This window comes from Bradyrhizobium genosp. A (assembly GCF_049949275.1).
Taxonomy (GTDB): Bacteria; Pseudomonadota; Alphaproteobacteria; order Rhizobiales; family Xanthobacteraceae; genus Bradyrhizobium.
On the sequence record NZ_CP188196.1, the window covers coordinates 3,613,917 to 3,630,272 of the forward strand.

Annotated in this window: 15 protein-coding genes; 13 read left to right on the forward strand and 2 right to left on the reverse strand. The window is 63.9% G+C overall.

Annotated features, from left to right (window positions below):
- The first annotated feature begins 24 nt into the window (after window positions 1–24).
- From cysS to ACP2YP_RS16595, 4 genes are all read left to right on the forward strand, one after another.
- Complete coding sequence (gene cysS / locus ACP2YP_RS16580; RefSeq protein ID WP_426425377.1) at window positions 25–1,422, forward strand: cysteine--tRNA ligase; 1,398 nt, start codon at window positions 25–27, stop codon at window positions 1,420–1,422.
- Window positions 1,422–1,913: a GNAT family N-acetyltransferase gene (locus ACP2YP_RS16585; protein WP_426425378.1), complete on the forward strand. Its 492-nt coding sequence runs from the start codon at window positions 1,422–1,424 to the stop codon at window positions 1,911–1,913. Before cysS ends, ACP2YP_RS16585 begins: the two co-directional genes overlap by 1 nt.
- The gene (gene cimA, locus ACP2YP_RS16590) at window positions 1,910–3,508 is read left to right on the forward strand and encodes a citramalate synthase (RefSeq protein WP_426425380.1); all 1,599 of its coding nucleotides are present in this window, start codon (window positions 1,910–1,912) and stop codon (window positions 3,506–3,508) included. The genes ACP2YP_RS16585 and cimA overlap by 4 nt, the downstream gene beginning before the upstream one ends.
- A gap of 139 nt (window positions 3,509–3,647) precedes the next feature.
- Window positions 3,648–4,025, forward strand: a complete 378-nt coding sequence (locus ACP2YP_RS16595; RefSeq protein ID WP_426425381.1) for a VOC family protein — start codon at window positions 3,648–3,650, stop codon at window positions 4,023–4,025.
- A gap of 13 nt (window positions 4,026–4,038) precedes the next feature.
- Here ACP2YP_RS16595 and ACP2YP_RS16600 read toward each other — a convergent pair whose 3' ends face one another.
- A complete protein-coding gene (locus ACP2YP_RS16600) occupies window positions 4,039–4,644 on the reverse strand; it encodes a TIGR00730 family Rossman fold protein (protein ID WP_426425382.1) in 606 nt (201 codons plus the stop codon).
- 201 nt (window positions 4,645–4,845) lie between these two features.
- Between ACP2YP_RS16600 and ACP2YP_RS16605 the strand changes: the two genes are divergently transcribed.
- The 5 genes from ACP2YP_RS16605 to ACP2YP_RS16625 all read left to right on the forward strand — a co-directional run bounded on the left by ACP2YP_RS16605 (window position 4,846) and on the right by ACP2YP_RS16625 (window position 10,550).
- Window positions 4,846–6,801, forward strand: coding sequence for an ABCB family ABC transporter ATP-binding protein/permease (locus ACP2YP_RS16605; protein ID WP_426425384.1), 1,956 nt, complete (start codon window positions 4,846–4,848; stop codon window positions 6,799–6,801).
- Between the two features lie 84 nt (window positions 6,802–6,885).
- The gene (locus tag ACP2YP_RS16610) at window positions 6,886–7,584 is read left to right on the forward strand and encodes a phosphatidylserine decarboxylase (RefSeq protein ID WP_426425386.1); all 699 of its coding nucleotides are present in this window, start codon (window positions 6,886–6,888) and stop codon (window positions 7,582–7,584) included.
- A gap of 87 nt (window positions 7,585–7,671) precedes the next feature.
- Complete coding sequence (locus ACP2YP_RS16615) at window positions 7,672–8,553, forward strand: CDP-alcohol phosphatidyltransferase family protein (RefSeq protein WP_426425388.1); 882 nt, start codon at window positions 7,672–7,674, stop codon at window positions 8,551–8,553.
- Window positions 8,554–8,673: 120 nt separating this feature from the next.
- On the forward strand, window positions 8,674–9,393 hold the full coding sequence (locus ACP2YP_RS16620; protein ID WP_426425389.1) for an RraA family protein: 720 nt from the start codon (window positions 8,674–8,676) through the stop codon (window positions 9,391–9,393).
- A gap of 347 nt (window positions 9,394–9,740) precedes the next feature.
- Window positions 9,741–10,550 carry a hypothetical protein gene (locus ACP2YP_RS16625; RefSeq protein WP_426425391.1) on the forward strand — a complete coding sequence of 270 codons (810 nt, stop codon included), beginning with the start codon at window positions 9,741–9,743 and terminating at the stop codon, window positions 10,548–10,550.
- A 24-nt stretch (window positions 10,551–10,574) separates the two neighbouring features.
- Here ACP2YP_RS16625 and ACP2YP_RS16630 read toward each other — a convergent pair whose 3' ends face one another.
- A complete protein-coding gene (locus ACP2YP_RS16630) occupies window positions 10,575–11,399 on the reverse strand; it encodes a tetratricopeptide repeat protein (protein WP_426425393.1) in 825 nt (274 codons plus the stop codon).
- 162 nt (window positions 11,400–11,561) lie between these two features.
- Between ACP2YP_RS16630 and ACP2YP_RS16635 the strand changes: the two genes are divergently transcribed.
- From ACP2YP_RS16635 to ACP2YP_RS16650, 4 genes are all read left to right on the forward strand, one after another.
- On the forward strand, window positions 11,562–12,386 hold the full coding sequence (locus ACP2YP_RS16635; protein WP_426425394.1) for an SDR family NAD(P)-dependent oxidoreductase: 825 nt from the start codon (window positions 11,562–11,564) through the stop codon (window positions 12,384–12,386).
- A gap of 212 nt (window positions 12,387–12,598) precedes the next feature.
- Complete coding sequence (locus ACP2YP_RS16640; protein ID WP_426425396.1) at window positions 12,599–13,372, forward strand: motility protein A; 774 nt, start codon at window positions 12,599–12,601, stop codon at window positions 13,370–13,372.
- 23 nt (window positions 13,373–13,395) lie between these two features.
- Window positions 13,396–14,223 carry a flagellar motor protein MotB gene (locus ACP2YP_RS16645; protein WP_426425398.1) on the forward strand — a complete coding sequence of 276 codons (828 nt, stop codon included), beginning with the start codon at window positions 13,396–13,398 and terminating at the stop codon, window positions 14,221–14,223.
- Between the two features lie 231 nt (window positions 14,224–14,454).
- A complete protein-coding gene (locus tag ACP2YP_RS16650; protein WP_426425400.1) occupies window positions 14,455–16,353 on the forward strand; it encodes a potassium transporter Kup in 1,899 nt (632 codons plus the stop codon).
- Window positions 16,354–16,356 lie beyond the last annotated feature (3 nt).

The following is a 16,356-nucleotide window of genomic DNA, read 5'->3' on the forward strand; positions in this document are numbered from 1 at the left end:
GGCCAACAGCCGACGGGTATCCATATGGATTTGCGCCTCTACGATACGTTGAGCCGGGAAAAGCGCACCTTCGTGCCGCTCGATGCGAAGAATGTCCGCATGTATGTCTGCGGACCGACCGTCTATGACTTCGCCCATATCGGCAATGCGCGGCCGGTGATCGTGTTCGACGTGCTGTTTCGGCTGCTGCGCCACTTATACGGCGAGGCACACGTCAAATATGTCCGCAACATCACCGACGTCGACGACAAGATCAACGACCGCGCCGCGCGGGATTTTCCGGGTCTGCCGTTGAACGAGGCGATCCGCAAGGTCACCGAGCAGACCGGACAACAGTTTCATGCCGACGTCGATGCGCTTGGCGCGCTTCGGCCAAGCGTCGAGCCGCGCGCGACCGAGCATATCGGCGAGATGCGCGAGATCATCGAAAGGCTGATCAAGGGTGGCTTCGCCTATGCCGCCGAGGACCACGTGCTGTTCTCGCCGCAGGCGATGAACGCGGCCAATTCGACGCTGCCGCGCTATGGCGCCCTGTCGAAGCGGTCGCTCGACGAAATGATCGCCGGCGCGCGCGTCGACGTCGCGCCCTACAAGCGGGATGCGACCGACTTCGTGCTGTGGAAGCCATCCAAACCCGGCGAGCCGTCCTGGCCGTCGCCGGCCGGCCTCAAGGCTGAGGGCCGTCCGGGCTGGCACATCGAGTGCTCGGCCATGGCCTGGAAGCATCTCGGCGAGCAGTTCGACATCCATGGCGGCGGCATCGATCTCGTGTTTCCGCATCACGAGAACGAGGTCGCCCAGACCTGCTGCGCGTTCCACCAGCAGCGCATGGCGAACTACTGGATGCATAACGGCTTCCTGCAGGTCGAGAGCGAGAAGATGTCGAAGAGCCTCGGCAACTTCATCACCATCCACGAGTTGCTTAAGGACTGGCCGGGTGAGGTGCTGCGCCTCAACATGCTGAAGACGCACTACACCTCGCCGATCGACTGGACCATGAAGTCGCTGGAGGAGAGCGCCAAGACGCTCAACGACTGGTATCGCTTTGCGGCTGACGTCACGCCGTCCAGACCGGCGGCGTCCGTGGTCGACGCTCTGCTCGACGACCTCAACACGCCGCAGGCGATCGCGGCGCTGCATGGTCTGCGCAATGCGGCCGATGCGGCCGGCCTTTCGGCGTCGCTGCGTCTGCTCGGCTTCCTGTCCGAGAGCGCAGCGCAATGGGAAGGCCGCAAGCAGCAGGCAAGCGGTGTCGACGCCGGCGAGATCGACCGCCTGATCGCGGAGCGGGCGGCTGCGCGTGCGCGAAAGGACTTTAGGGAATCCGATCGCATCCGCGACGAGCTCGCGGCCAAGGGCGTTGTCATCAAGGATGGCAAGGATTCCGACGGCAAGCCGGTGACGACCTGGGAGCTGGCGTGATGGCACAAGCGCATCCCAAACCCGGCCTGCGGCCGTTTTTGTCGGATGACGTTCCGATGCTGGCCGCGATCTTCGCCGCCAGCATCCAGGAGCTGACCGGTGACGACTACAGCGAGGCGCAGCAGGAAGCCTGGATGGCGGCGGCCGAAACCGAGGAGTTCGGCAAGCATCTCGCGGCCGACCTGACGCTGATCGCGACGCTGGATGGCTCGCCGGTCGGCTTCGCTTCGCTGCGCGGCACCGATCACATCCGCATGCTCTATGTGCATCCGGCCGTGGGCCGGCAGGGCATCGCGACCATGCTGGTCGATGCGCTGGAGAAGCTCGCGGGCGGCCGTGGCGCTGCGGCGCTCACGGTCGATGCCAGCGACACCGCGCAAAGTTTCTTCGCCAAGCGTGGTTACACCGCCCAGCAGCGCAACAGCGTCACCATCAATGATGAGTGGCTCGCCAACACCACCATGAAGAAGACGCTCGGAGCGCAGCCATGAGCAAAGAGCGCCTTTATCTGTTCGACACCACGCTGCGCGACGGCGCGCAGACCAACGGCGTCGACTTCACGCTGACCGACAAACAGGTCATCGCCGCGATGCTCGACGAGCTCGGCATCGACTATGTCGAAGGCGGCTATCCCGGCGCTAATCCGCTCGACACCGAATTTTTCGGCAGCAAGCCGAAGCTCAACCATGCGCGCTTCACCGCCTTCGGCATGACGCGGCGGGCTGGGCGCTCGGTCTCCAACGATCCCGGCGTCGCCGGGCTGCTGGAAGCGAAGGCGGACGCGATCTGCTTCGTGGCAAAATCCTCGGCGTATCAAGTGCGCGTCGCGCTGGAGACGACGAAGGAGGAGAACCTCGCCTCGATCCGCGACAGCGTTGCAGCCGCAAAGGCCGCCGGCCGCGAGGTCATGCTCGACTGCGAGCATTTCTTCGACGGCTACAAGGAAGATGCGAGCTTCGCGCTCGCCTGCGCCAAGGCCGCCTATGAGGCCGGCGCGCGCTGGGTGGTCCTGTGCGACACCAATGGCGGCACCATGCCGAACGAGGTCGAGGCCATCGTCACCGAGGTGACAAAGCACATCCCCGGCGATCACGTCGGCATCCACGCCCACAACGATACCGAGCAGGCGGTGGCGAATTCGCTGGCCGCGGTCCGCGCCGGCGCGCGGCAGATCCAGGGCACGCTGAACGGACTCGGCGAGCGCTGCGGCAACGCCAACCTCTGCTCGCTGATCCCGACGCTGAAATTGAAAAAGGAGTTTTCCGACGCCTTCGACATCGGTGTCACGCCGGAGAAGCTCGCGACCCTCGTCAAAGTCTCGCGCACGCTCGACGACATGCTCAACCGCGTGCCGAACCGCCATGCCGCCTATGTCGGCGAGAGCGCCTTCGTCACCAAGACCGGCATTCACGCCTCCGCCGTGATGAAGGATCCGCAGACTTATGAGCATGTGCTGCCGGAGACCGTCGGCAATCACCGCAGGGTGCTGGTGTCCGACCAGGCCGGCCGCTCCAACGTCATGGCCGAGCTCGACCGCGCCGGCATCGCCTATGAGAAGAGCGATCCGAAGCTGACCCGGCTGGTCGAGGTGTTGAAGGAGCGCGAAGCGGCTGGCTATGCCTATGAATCCGCCAACGCATCGTTCGATCTGCTGGCGCGCCGCACGCTCGGCAAGGTGCCGCATTATTTCGAGGTCGAGCAGTTCGACGTCAATGTCGAGCAGCGCTACAACGCCCTTGGTGAGCGCGTCACCGTTGCTTTGGCCGTGGTGAAGGTCGACGTCGCCGGCGAGCATCTGATCTCGGCTGCCGAGGGCAACGGCCCCGTCAACGCGCTCGACGTCGCCCTGCGCAAGGACCTCGGCAAGTATCAGAAGTACATCGAGGGCCTGACGCTGATCGATTATCGCGTGCGTATCCTCAACGGCGGCACCGGTGCGGTCACGCGCGTGCTGATCGAGAGCGAGGATGAGAATGGCGATCGCTGGACCACGGTCGGCGTGTCCCCGAACATCATCGACGCTTCGTTCCAGGCCCTGATGGATTCGGTGATCTACAAGCTCGTGAAGTCGGGCGCGCCGGCGTAAGGTAGACGCGGAGGCACCGGCGGCGCCACAAACGCCGTCATTGCGAGCGAAGCGAAGCAATCCAGAGTCTTTCCGCGGCAACAGTCTGGATTGCTTCGTTGCTTCGCTCCTCGCAATGACGAGGAGGAGAGGGCAGGGCATGATCGACCACATCTCCGTCGGCGTCAGCGAGCTGGAACGCTCCGTAAAGTTCTATGAAGCCACGCTCGCCGCCCTCGGCCTCACCCGCCTCGTCACGCGACCGCGCACGGTCGGCTTCGGCAAGACCTATCCCGAATTCTGGATCAATCTGCGCGAGGCCATGCCGCCTGTGCCACCGGAAAGCGGCGTGCACATCTGCCTGCGGGCGAAGACAACGGCCGAGGTCGATGCATTCCACGCCGCCGCGCTTGCGACCGGCGGCGCATCCGATGGCGCACCGGGCATCCGTCCGCACGACCGCGTGCGTTATTATGCAGCCTTCGTCGTCGATCCCGATGGCAACCGGATCGAGGCGGTGACGTTTCCGCAGGAGTGATTACAGGGAGTGATTACAGCTTGCGCGCCACGTCCGGGGCGAGCTGCTTTTCCGCCTCGGCGATCTGGGCCACGGCCGATTTCAGCTTCGGCAAGATGTCCTCGACGCGATCGGCCTTGAGGATATCGACCGAAAGGCCGGCGCGGATGAACTCCGTCTGGCGCATATGTGACAGCAGCGAGAACAGCGGCTCCCAGAAATTGTCGATGTTGGCGAGCAGCACGGGCTTGGCGTGACGGCCGAGCTGCTTCCAGGTCAATTGCTCGACCAGCTCCTCCAGCGTGCCGACGCCGCCCGGCAGCGCCACGAAGGCGTCGGAGTGCTCGAACATCAGCCGCTTGCGCTCGTGCATGTCGGGGGTGACGATCATCTCCTGCACGCGGGTCAGCGCATTCTCGCGCTTCCGGAGGAATTCAGGAATGATGCCGGTGACGATGCCGCCGTGATCGAGCACGGAGGTCGCGACCGAGCCCATCAGGCCAAGTGAGCCGCCGCCATAGACCAGGCGGATGTTGTTCTCGGCGAGCGCCTTGCCGAATGCCTTGGCGCCTTCGGTGAAGTGGGGATTGGTTCCGGGACCGGAGCCGCAATAGACACAGACGGTTTTGATCGTGCTCATTGGTACCATGATGCATTGCAGCGAAGGGGCGTCAAGCCCAATCGGTGATTCGGACCACCCGGAAATCTACCGGTAAATGACGACAAACAATCGAAGATTCGCCATCTGGCGGGGTGCGCTTGCCCCCGGAAGCTTCTATATGACGAGCGAAAATCGCAAATCGCACCGCGCCCGCATCCGGCGGGCCGTTCAGGTTATTTGATGAGCCCACCTCATTCGCCAGACGTTCCCGATGTGCCAGAGCCTGCCGGCGGACCGCTAGAGCGGGCCACCCTGATGGGCACGCTGGCACATCTGTGGCCCTATATCTGGCCGGGCGACCGCATCGACCTGAAGATGCGGGTGGTCTGGTCGATGGTGCTGCTGCTCGCCGCCAAGCTGATCACGCTGACGGTGCCGTTCAGCTTCAAATGGGCAACCGACGCGCTGACCGGCGCCAACACCGCGCCGGTGCAGGCCGACAATTGGCACCTCTGGGTGGTCGCTTCGCCCTTGCTCCTGACCGCGAGTTACGGCGTGATGCGCATCGTGATGGCGGTGCTGACGCAATGGCGCGACGGCATCTTCGCCCGCGTCGCCATGCATGCGGTGCGCAAGCTCGCGACCATCACCTTCGTTCACATGCACGAGCTGTCGCTGCGCTTTCACCTGGAGCGCAAGACCGGCGGCCTGACGCGCGTGCTCGAGCGCGGCCGCGAGGGCATCGAGGTCATCGTGCGCATGGTGATCCTGCAGCTGATCCCGACCATCGTCGAGGTCACGCTGCTGATGGCGGTGCTGCTCTGGCAGTTCGACTGGCGCTACGTGATCGCGACGCTGATCACGGTCGCCGTCTACATGTACTACACCTACATCGCGACCGAATGGCGGATCGGCATTCGCCGCAAGATGAACGATTCCGACACCGAGGCCAACACCAAGGCGATCGACTCGCTGCTCAACTACGAGACGGTCAAATATTTCAACGCCGAGACGCGCGAGGCGCAGCGTTACGACCGCTCGGTCGCGCGCTACGAGGAATCGAGCGTCCACGCCTATACGTCGCTCGCCGTGCTCAATACCGGCCAGGCCGTGATCTTCACCTTCGGGCTGACCGCGACGATGCTGATGTGCGCGATCGGCGTGCGTAACGGCACCAACACGGTCGGCGATTTCGTGCTGGTGAATGCCATGATGATCCAGCTCTATCAGCCCTTGAACTTCATGGGCATGGTCTATCGGGAGATCAAACAGGCGATCATCGATATCGAGAAAATGTTTGGCGTGCTGGGACGAGAGGCCGAGATCAAGGACGCGCCGGACGCGAAACCGCTGGTGATCTCCGCCGGTACCGTGCGCTTCGAGGATGTGCGCTTTGCCTATGAGCCGACGCGGCCGATCCTGAAAGGCATCAACTTCGAGGTGCCGGCCGGCAAGACGGTCGCGATCGTCGGCCCGTCCGGGGCCGGCAAGTCGACGATCTCGCGGCTGCTGTTCCGGCTCTATGACGTCTCCGGCGGCAAGATCCTGATCGACGGCCAGGACATCCGCGAGGTCACACAGGCCTCACTGCGTGCGTCGATCGGCATGGTGCCGCAGGACACAGTCCTGTTCAACGACACCATTCGCTACAACATCCGTTACGGCCGCTGGGACGCTGGCGACGACGAGGTCGAGGAGGCGGCGCGGCTGGCGCAGATCGACCATTTCATCCGCATGTCGCCCAAGGGCTACGAGACCCAGGTCGGCGAGCGCGGCCTGAAACTCTCGGGTGGCGAGAAGCAGCGCGTCGCGATCGCGCGCACCGTGTTGAAGGCGCCGCCGATTCTCGTTTTGGACGAGGCGACCTCGGCGCTCGACACCCACACCGAGCACGAGATCCAGGGCGCGCTCGACCGCGTCGCGAAGAACCGCACCTCGCTCGTGATCGCGCACCGGCTCTCGACCATCGTCGGCGCCGACGAGATCATCGTGCTGGACCAGGGCCGCATCGCAGAGCGCGGTACCCATGCCAGCCTGCTCGCACAGGGCGGTCTCTACGCCAGCATGTGGAACAGGCAGCGCGAGGCCGAGGCCGCACGTGAGAAACTGGCCCGGATCGCCGACAATAGCGAGGCGCCCAACCGGGAGCCGCCCCCGGTCGAGGACGCCCTCACGGCGCAAGCGGCCGCGGAGTGAGCTTGTCTCCGGTCCCAACTCTGGCCTAAACAACTCCGGTGCGCGAGATGACCCGCGCCATCAACCCCTGAGCGGCAGATAGCGATGTCCATTCTCGATTCGATCCAGCGTCAGATCCCGCCGATCCACAAGGAGGGCTATCCATTCATTGGCGGCTTCGCGGCGGCCAGCTTCGTCCTGTTCTGGCTGTGGTCGCCGCTGGGATGGATCGGCACCATCCTCACCGTGTGGTGCGCGCTGTTCTTCCGCGATCCCGTGCGCGTGACGCCGGTGCGTGACGGGCTCGTGGTGTCGCCCGCCGACGGCCGTGTCTCGATGATCACCATGGCGCTGCCGCCGGCCGAGCTCGGGCTCGGCGACCGGCCGCTGCCGCGCATTTCCGTGTTCATGAGCGTATTCAACTGCCATGTGAACCGGAGCCCGATCGCGGGCAGGGTAGATCGCATTGCCTATCGGCCCGGCCTGTTCATCAATGCCGAGCTCGACAAGGCGAGCGAGGACAACGAGCGCAATTCGCTTGTCATCTCGACGCCGCAGGGCCGGATCGGCGTGGTCCAGATCGCAGGCCTTATCGCGAAACGCATCGTCTGCTTTGTCAAGGAAGGGCAGGCGGTCGGCGTCGGCGAGCGGTTCGGCCTGATCCGGTTCGGCTCGCGTCTCGACGTCTACCTGCCAGTCGGCACCAAGGCGCTGGTCTCGGAAGGGCAGACCGCGATCGCCGGTGAGACCATCCTGGCCGATCTCACGGGAGACGATCCCAGCCGCGCCTATCGCGCCAATTAACCAAGAAGCCGCTATCGGGGGCCTTCCGCCGCAATGGCGGAGGGGAACACGGCTTGCTATATCTCGCCTGCAGGTGAGGACGCGCCAATGACGCCCTACGACTTCAGAGATCCCGATATTCGCCGCCGGCGGTTCCGTCCGATCCCGGTGCGGATGCTGGTGCCCAACGTCATTACACTGCTGGCGATCTGCGCCGGCCTAACCTCGATCCGGCTGTCGATCGAGGGGCGGATGTCGCTCGCCGTCTACGCCATCGTGTTCGCGGCCGCGCTCGACGGCATCGATGGCCGCGTCGCGCGCCTGATCAAGGGCCAGTCGAAGTTCGGTGCGGAGCTGGACAGTCTCGCCGACTTCGTCAATTTCGGCGTCGCCCCCGGCCTGATGCTGTACTTCTGGCAGCTGCACGAGCTCGGCAATGCCGGCTGGATCGCCGCCATGGTGTTTGCGATCTCCGGCGGCTTGCGGCTCGCCCGCTTCAACGCCACCATGGACGATCCGAACAAGCCGGCTTTCGCCGCCAATTTCTTCACTGGTGTGCCGGCGCCGGCCGGCGCCATCACCGTGCTGCTGCCGATCTATGTCGCCTTCCTCGAGCTCGGCCGCGCGCCCGCCGCAGTGACGGCGGCCTACACGCTGCTGATCGCCTTCCTGATGGTCTCGCGGCTGCCGGTGTTCTCCGGCAAGACCAAGCGTATGCGCGTGCCGCCCGAGCTCGTGCTGCCGGCGTTCGTCGCGGTGGTCGTCTTCATCGCGATCCTGATTGCCTATCCCTGGCACTTGCTCTCGGTCGGCACGGTGCTCTATCTGCTCGGCCTGCCGCTCGGCTACAAATCCTACCGCGATCAGGCTCGCGCGACGGAAGCGACAGTGCCTGCGGGAGGCGAGCTGCCGTCGCCGCCGTCTGCACCGACGATGGCAAACTTGTCTGAGCCGCCGCACGACGACGACCGGGCCGGACGGCTGCACTGAGCGAGCACACGCGGATATCTGCCATGAGAGCGTCTGAGTTGGGTTGAGCCCCGATCTCGGCTATATCGCCCTGTGCCGGCGGCATCGCGTCAATCAGCCGCCAATCTGGGAGATAACGCCGTGAACAATACCGCGACCGGGCCGCTGCCCGCTTCCGTCCTCGAAGCGCTGGGCCGCTATGACACGCCGACGATCTGCAACGCCATGGAAATCGTGGCGCCCGAGCGCCGCCTGATCGGCTACACCACCAAGCAGCTGGTCTGCCCGTTCCCGGATCTGCCGCCGATCGTCGGCTACGCCCGCACCGTCGCGATCCGCTCGGTGTTGAAATCGTCGCTGCCCGCCGAAGAGCAGTCGAAGCGCCGCATCGAATATTACGAATATGTCGGCACCGGCCATGGTCCACGCATCTCGGTGATCCAGGACATCGACGGTCCAGACGTCGGCTACGGCGCATTCTGGGGCGAGGTGCAGAGCAACGTGCACAAGGCGCTCGGTTGCCTCGGCGTCATCACCGACGGCTCGATCCGCGACATCCCGCAATGGGCCCCGGGCTTCCAGGCGCTGGCCGGCTCGATCGGCCCGTCGCATGCCTGGGTGCATGCCGAGAGCTTTGGTGGCGAGGTGCGCGTCGCCGGCATGACCGTGAAGTCCGACGATCTGATCCACGCCGACCGGCATGGCGCCATCGTGATCCCGCTCGACATCGCCGCGAAGCTCCCCGAGGCCGCCGAGCTCTGCGGCCGCCGCGAGACGCCGATCCTCGAGATCGCACGCAGCCCGGACTTCTCGCTGGAGAAGCTCAAGACCGCGCTGAAGCGTTCGGCGGAGATCCACTAGGCGAAGCGCGCACGGGGGTCACCAAAGTCGTCAGCGTTGGTGACCCGGCTGCCGTATCGAACGCATTCTCGCTGCCAGGACCGGACGTGATAGCAGGCACGCCCAGGTTTCAGGATGTTTTTGTGCCGCGGGCATCCAATGGTGGTTCGCTCTGCTCGAGACTTTCGGATCGCGACGTTTGTCGAGTCTTCTCGTGAACATGTGGCTCCGTTTCGTTCAGATCCTAGTCATACATCCCTTAGTTGAATGTTCCAGCGTGCCCGGGGTACAACAATGCCTCGTCGTGGGCAGTTCCGATCGGCGCGGGGGTAACGGTGGGCCGGTTACAGCGTTGGGCGCAAAGCTTCTTGCACCGCTTTCGCCATTCCGGCATCGGCATTGGATTTTCAATCGCGGGCCATGCCATCATTGCGCTTCTTCTGATGCTTGAGATTTTCGCGCGGATCGACTCGCTCCCGTCTACTGAAATTCCCGTGGAGATCGTGATCGAGAAGCCTGCTGAGGCGCGATCTCAAAAGGCAACTTCAAACGAGCAGAATCGTTCGCCCGCTTATTCTCCTGCCGTAGCCGATGCCGAAAAGCGGGCCAAGGCGCCGCTCGCTGTATTGAATGCCAATGGTCTTGACCAGCCAAAGCCGCCAGGGCGCGATGGCAGCGACCCCAATTCAGATGTCATCGGGCTGCCGTGGCCGGTCACCGGCAGTGGACTTGCCGCGGGTACCGTTCCGGCCCCATCAAAGGTCGTCATCGCGGCACCTGTCGGCCCGGCCCTGCCGCAGATCACGGCGCGCGAGCCGGGTGAAAATGAGTGGACCGCCCTTGCCGAACAGAAGGTCCAATGCGGCATCATGGCGAAGCGGTCGACGCAGGTGGTTGCGACACGGATACAAGCGAAGGTGCTCGGGATTCCAACCGAGGCTCAGTCATTGGCTGCAACGCGATCGACCCAGGCCTCGCTGGATCGGCATATGAATCCGAATTACGTCAGAAGCCCCGGTGTTTTCGTTGAAAACATGGACGGCGCCAGCAGGGCCACCGTGAAGCTTCCTTCCGGATTTACCGCGAATCCGGGTGATATAATTGAGTATGATAGGGGCCACATGGATCCATCGGACCCCTGCCAGTACATTCCAAACCTTGCCGTCCGCAAACTCTGAGGATGATGTGTTGCGCTTCGATCCCTACAGTGAGCGTGAATCAGACTTGGAAGGAGCGCCGCATCTTCTGGCGGCATAGGTTTCCACCAGCTTTTGCGCGCGCGCCGTGTTGCGCGTCGTCGGATCGATGGCGATCCAGGTCATGATGGTCTGCGCTGCATCGCATGGTCGGTCCAGGGCGGCATAGAGATTGGCGAGTTCGAAGAACACCCACTCCCCGACCTGGCGTGGGGATGGGCTGAGATCGATCGTCGATTTGTATTCGCTGACCGCGTCGGCCCCGCGGCCGACAGCGACCAGCACTTTGCCGCGGAAGTAGTGGAAATTAGCGATCTCCGGCCTCGCCGAGGTCAGCGCATTCGCGACGGCGAGCGCCTTCTCGGTGTCGCCGACCTTGAGGAAGAGCGAACCGGCCGTCGCCTGCTCGTTCTCGCTCCCGGGGCAGGACAGGCTGAAACCCATCAGTGCTGAAGCCGCCAGCCGCCGCTCTCCGTTCGCAGCCAGGACGTTAGCCAGCGAAGCGATTGCCTGATGGTCGCACGTTTCGTGGGCCAGCCGCGCCAGAGCATTGGCCACACGATCCTCGGCGAATAGGCGCGGTGGCAGGGCGGAAATTCCCAATTGTCGGTACGTGGCGGCGAACTGTTGTTGCGATGGCGCGAGCCCGGACATCTCTTCGAGCGCGTAAAACGCGCGCTTGGTGCGATCGCTGAAAACGTAACCCAGGAGGACGAGGATGACTGTGCAAGTGACCAGCAGGACGATGCGAGTCGAACCGTCGCTCGAGGTGACAGCAGGCACAATCCGTTGGCCGGGAGAGACAAGCGGTGGTTCGGGTTCAGTTTGCATGGCACGCCCAAGCGACTTCGTAGGAGCCTATTTGAATGAAGATGCTCGCAAGTAAAGGGCAAGACAGTTCTCGGCATTGCCGGACTGGCTTTGATCGGCCACTTGCGGTCGCAGGATCGGCCGGGGTACAGAAATGTCGATTCCAGAGCCTGGAGTAACGTCATGGACATGGCCGGCAAGACGGTGCTGATCACGGGTTCGACCGATGGTGTCGGACGCTATGTTGCAACCCGCCTTGCCGGCGAAGGCGCGAAGGTTCTGATCCACGGTCGCGACGCGGCGCGGGCAAAAGCGCTGATCGACGAGATCGTGAAGGCCGGCCACACGGCGCCGACCTTCTATCAGGCTGATTTGTCGTCGATGGCCGGCACGCGCGAGCTCGCCGCGGCCGTGACGCGGGATCATCAACGCCTCGATGTTTTCGTCAGCAATGCCGGCATCGGCTCGCAGAGCGACGGGCCGCAGCGCCAGGAGAGCCGCGACGGTCATGAATTGCGCTTTGCCGTGAACTATCTCTCGGGCTTTCTGCTCGCCCATCTGCTGCTGCCGCTGCTGACGGCCGCCGCGCCTTCGCGCATCGTCAATGTCGCCTCGCTCGGCCAGCATCCGATCGATTTTGACGACGTCATGATCACGAAGGGCTACAGCGGCTCGCGCGCCTACGCGCAGAGCAAGCTGTCGCAGATCATGTTCACGATCGACCTCGCTGCCGAGCTGAAGGACGCCGGCATCACCGTGAATTCGTTGCATCCGGCGACCTACATGAACACGACGATGGTGCGCGCCGGCGGCATCACGCCGATGTCGACGGTGGAGCAGGGTGGTGCTGCGATCCTGCATCTCGTGCAGGGCGACGATGTCGTGGACAAGAGCGGCCTGTTCTTCAACGGCATGAACGAGGCGCGCGCCAATCCGCAGGCCTATGATGCCGATGCGCGCAGTCGCTTGCGCGCGCTCAGCCTGGAGCTGACGGGACTGTCGTCCTGACCCGCCTCGTCTATGGTTAGCAAAGCATTGAGATTGATGCCGCAGAACGGCAAAGCGGCCGTCCTTTCGGCGCACCGCGCCGCGCCGTCGCATCGGCTGAACTTAACCTTTACGCGGCTTTAAGGGCGCCGCTCTAGGGTTCCGATGCGGTTCGGGGTTGGACCGCGCCAGCGGCCAGGACGGCCGTTGTTGCGTTCGCTTTGGAGACTCCCATGGATATTATGACGGGCGCCGGCCTCGTGGCGGGCCTGATCGTCATCGCGACGATGGTGTTTCTGGGCGGCGATCTGCACATGTTCATCAGCGATCATGCGGCGATCATCATCTTCGGCGGATCGGCCGCCGCGACCATGATCCGCTTTCCGCTCTCGGTGCTAGCGCACGGCCTGCCGCTCGGCCTCAAGTTCGCCTTCACGATGAGCCGGCTGTCGGCGCACGACCTGGTCGACGAGCTCGCCCGCATCGCTGAGATCGCCCGCAAGCAGGGCCCGGTCGGCCTGGAAAAGGTCGAGACCGACGAGCCCTTCCTCGCCAAGGGCATCCGCTACGTCGCCGACGGCTACGACCTCGATTTTATCAGGGACAATTTGGAACGCGACCGCGACAATTTCCTGTTGCATCTCAACGAAGGCAGCAAGATCTACCGCGCCGTCGGCGACTGCGCGCCTGCATTCGGCATGATCGGAACGCTGATCGGCATGGTGCAGATGTTTTCGAACATGTCGGATCCCTCGAAGCTCGGCCCGTTCATGGCGACGGCCCTGCTGGCGACTCTCTATGGTGCGTTGGTCGCGAACCTGCTCTGCCTGCCGATCGCCGACAAGCTGCATGGCAAGCTGATCGACGAGGAAACCAATCGCACGCTGATCATCGACGGCATTCTGATGATTCGCGACTCCAAGAGCCCGACTTTGGTGCGCGAAATGCTGCTGGCCTATCTGCCCGAGAAGCACCGCCACGCCGAAGGCGAGCCGGTTCCGGCGTAACGCCGGACGTCGGGATCTGACCGATGGCAAAGAAAAAACGCGAAGATGCACATGGCGGCCATGGCTGGTTCGTGACGTTTGCGGATCTGATGGCGTTGCTGCTGGCGTTTTTCGTGATGCTGGTCGCATTCTCCACCCAGGACGCCAACAAGCTGAAGATCGTTGCAGGCTCCATGCGCGAGGCCTTCGGCGTCCAGAGCGAAGCGCGCTACGCCGGCATCATCGAGTCCGACGGCCTGCCGACCCGCTCGCGGCTGAAGAACGTCGACCACATCCAGCCTGAGGAGTCCTCCAATACGCCGACGCCGGATCAGGAGGATCGCGACAAGACGTCCGGGGCCAAGATCAAGGTCGACCGCAATTTTGCGCTCGCCGCTGCCTCGCTGCGCCAGGCGTTGCAAGACATGCCTGAACTGACCGAGATGTCCAAGCACATCATGTTCGAGGAAACCAAGCAGGGCCTCAATCTCGAGATCGTCGACCAGGACGGCCGCTCGATGTTCGCGGACGGCTCCAAGGTGCCCTACGACCGTACCCGCCGCCTGATTGAGAAGCTCGCGGTCCCGCTCAAGGCGACTCCCTTGCGCGTCTCCATCGCCGGCCACACCGCGGCCGGCTTCGTGCCGACCCGCAGCGATTACGGCGCCTTCGACCTGTCGGCCGACCGTGCCAATGCCGTGCGCCAGATCCTCGAGCGCGAGGGCCTGCCGCCGTCGCACATCTTCGCCGTCTCCGGCAAGGCGGACACGCAGCCGCTGTTCCCGGACGATCCGTCGCTGGCCGCGAACCGCCGCGTGACCATCACCTTGATGCGCGAAGATCCGCCGCTGCCGCCGAATTTGAAGCCCTAGGGCATGATCCGGAAAAGTGCGCCGCGGTTTTCCGAGAAAGATCATGCCCAAACAATTGGCTTCTTACGCTACCATTTTACCTGAGGCTATTCGTCGCGAAGGCGACGAACGTGGCGGCGCCGTCACAGCATCTCGCGCGGCGCCTGCTATGGTGGTAGGCCGATTGACAGGCGCGCCGGAAGCGTCAAAAGGCGCCGGATCAATTCCAGGGACGAAGCGTTTTCCACCCTCATGACGGCGAGCATCACATCGACCGAGACCCAGGAAGGGCCGGTCACCTCGGGCTTTTGGTCCCTCACGCTCGGGAGCATCGGTGTCGTCTTCGGCGATATCGGCACCTCACCGCTCTACGCGTTCCACGAGGCGGTCAGGGGCGCGGCCCATGGCGCGCCGGTGACGCGGATCATGGTGCTCGGCGTGCTGTCGCTGATCCTGTGGGCGCTGCTGATCGTCGTCACCGCCAAATACGTCCTGCTGCTGCTGCGGGCCGACAATAACGGGGAGGGCGGCACGCTCTCGCTGATGGCGCTCGGCCAGCGGGCGCTCGGGCGCAGAAGCTGGTTCCTGCTCGCGCTCGGCGTAGTCGGCGCCTCGATGTTCATCGGCGATTCCATGATCACGCCGGCGATCTCGGTGCTGTCGGCGGTGGAGGGCTTGAAGCTCGCGACGCCGGCCTTCGAGCACTACGTCGTGCCGCTCACGGTACTGATCCTGGCGCTGCTGTTCGCGGTGCAGAGCAAGGGGACGGCGCTGGTCGCCTCAGCGTTCGGGCCGGTCATGGTGGTTTGGTTCACTTGTCTGGCGGTGATGGGCGTCGTTCACATCGCGGACGATCCGTCGGTGCTCGCTGCGATCAACCCCTACTACGCACTACAATTCCTGCTATCGCACGGCACGATCGGCCTGGTGACGCTGGGCGCCGTGTTTCTGGCGGTGACCGGCGGCGAGGCGCTCTATGCCGATCTCGGCCATTTCGGGCGCAAGCCGATCCAGTTGGCCTGGATGTTCTTCGTGCTGCCCTCACTGCTCATCAACTATTTCGGGCAGGGCGCGCTGGTGCTGTCCGACCCTGGCGCGATCGAACATTCCTTCTACCGCATGGTGCCCGAGCATCTGGTGCTGCCGCTGGTCGGACTTGCGACCGCGGCGACCGTGATCGCGAGCCAGGCGGTGATCACCGGCGCCTATTCACTGGTCTATCAGGCGGTACAGCTCGGCCTGCTTCCGCGCTTCGAGGTGCGCTACACCTCCGAAACCCATGCCGGCCAGATCTATCTGCCGCGCGTCAACCGGCTGCTGCTGATCGGCGTGATGCTTCTGGTGCTGTTGTTCCGCACCTCAAGCGGCTTGGCATCGGCCTATGGCATCGCGGTCTCCACCACCATGGTCGCCGACGGCATCATGGGCTTCGTGGTGATCTGGAAATTGTGGAACTGGCGCGCCGCGACCGCGGCGGTCGTGATCCTGCCCTTCGTGATGGTCGACATGACCTTCTTTAGCGCCAACCTGCTGAAGCTGCTCGAAGGCGCCTGGGTGCCGCTGCTGTTCGGTACCGCGATGGCCGGGACGATCTGGACCTGGCGACGCGGCTCGGGGATCCTGATCCAGAAGACGCGCCGGATCGAGGTGCCGCTGGACGATCTGATCCGCAGCCTGGAGAAGCGTCCGCCACACATCGTCAAGGGCACGGCGGTGTTCCTGACCAGCGATCCCGCCTTCGTGCCGACCGCGCTCTTGCACAACCTCAAGCACAACAAGGTGCTGCACGAGCACAATGTGGTCCTGACCATCGAGACCGCGCCTACGCCCAGGGTGGATCTGGCGGAGCGGTTCAAGATGGAGAAGGTGAGCGACAAGTTCTTCAAGGTCCGCCTGCGCTTCGGCTTCATGGAGCAGCCGAACGTCCCGAAGGCGCTGGCGATCGCGCGCAAGCAGGGCTGGCAGTTCGACATCATGTCGACGTCGTTCTTCGTGTCACGGCGCTCGCTGAAAGCGTCGGCGCAGTCGGGCATGCCGCTCTGGCAGGACCACCTGTTCATCGCGCTAAGCCGCTCGGCCAACGACGCCACCGACTATTTCCAGATTCCGACCGGCCGGGTGGTTGAAGTCGGCACCCAAGTCACTATTTGATCG

Coding starts and splice junctions, on each gene's coding strand:
- ACP2YP_RS16610 (WP_426425386.1), top strand. CDS start 6,886: ATGTCCATTCTCGATTCGATCCAGCGTCAGATCCCGCCGATCCACAAG.
- ACP2YP_RS16650 (WP_426425400.1), top strand. CDS start 14,455: ATGACGGCGAGCATCACATCGACCGAGACCCAGGAAGGGCCGGTCACC.
- ACP2YP_RS16630 (WP_426425393.1), bottom strand. CDS start 11,399: ATGCAAACTGAACCCGAACCACCGCTTGTCTCTCCCGGCCAACGGATT.
- ACP2YP_RS16615 (WP_426425388.1), top strand. CDS start 7,672: ATGACGCCCTACGACTTCAGAGATCCCGATATTCGCCGCCGGCGGTTC.
- ACP2YP_RS16640 (WP_426425396.1), top strand. CDS start 12,599: ATGGATATTATGACGGGCGCCGGCCTCGTGGCGGGCCTGATCGTCATC.
- ACP2YP_RS16605 (WP_426425384.1), top strand. CDS start 4,846: ATGAGCCCACCTCATTCGCCAGACGTTCCCGATGTGCCAGAGCCTGCC.
- ACP2YP_RS16600 (WP_426425382.1), bottom strand. CDS start 4,644: ATGAGCACGATCAAAACCGTCTGTGTCTATTGCGGCTCCGGTCCCGGA.
- ACP2YP_RS16585 (WP_426425378.1), top strand. CDS start 1,422: ATGGCACAAGCGCATCCCAAACCCGGCCTGCGGCCGTTTTTGTCGGAT.
- cysS (WP_426425377.1), top strand. CDS start 25: ATGGATTTGCGCCTCTACGATACGTTGAGCCGGGAAAAGCGCACCTTC.
- ACP2YP_RS16595 (WP_426425381.1), top strand. CDS start 3,648: ATGATCGACCACATCTCCGTCGGCGTCAGCGAGCTGGAACGCTCCGTA.
- cimA (WP_426425380.1), top strand. CDS start 1,910: ATGAGCAAAGAGCGCCTTTATCTGTTCGACACCACGCTGCGCGACGGC.
- ACP2YP_RS16635 (WP_426425394.1), top strand. CDS start 11,562: ATGGACATGGCCGGCAAGACGGTGCTGATCACGGGTTCGACCGATGGT.
- ACP2YP_RS16645 (WP_426425398.1), top strand. CDS start 13,396: ATGGCAAAGAAAAAACGCGAAGATGCACATGGCGGCCATGGCTGGTTC.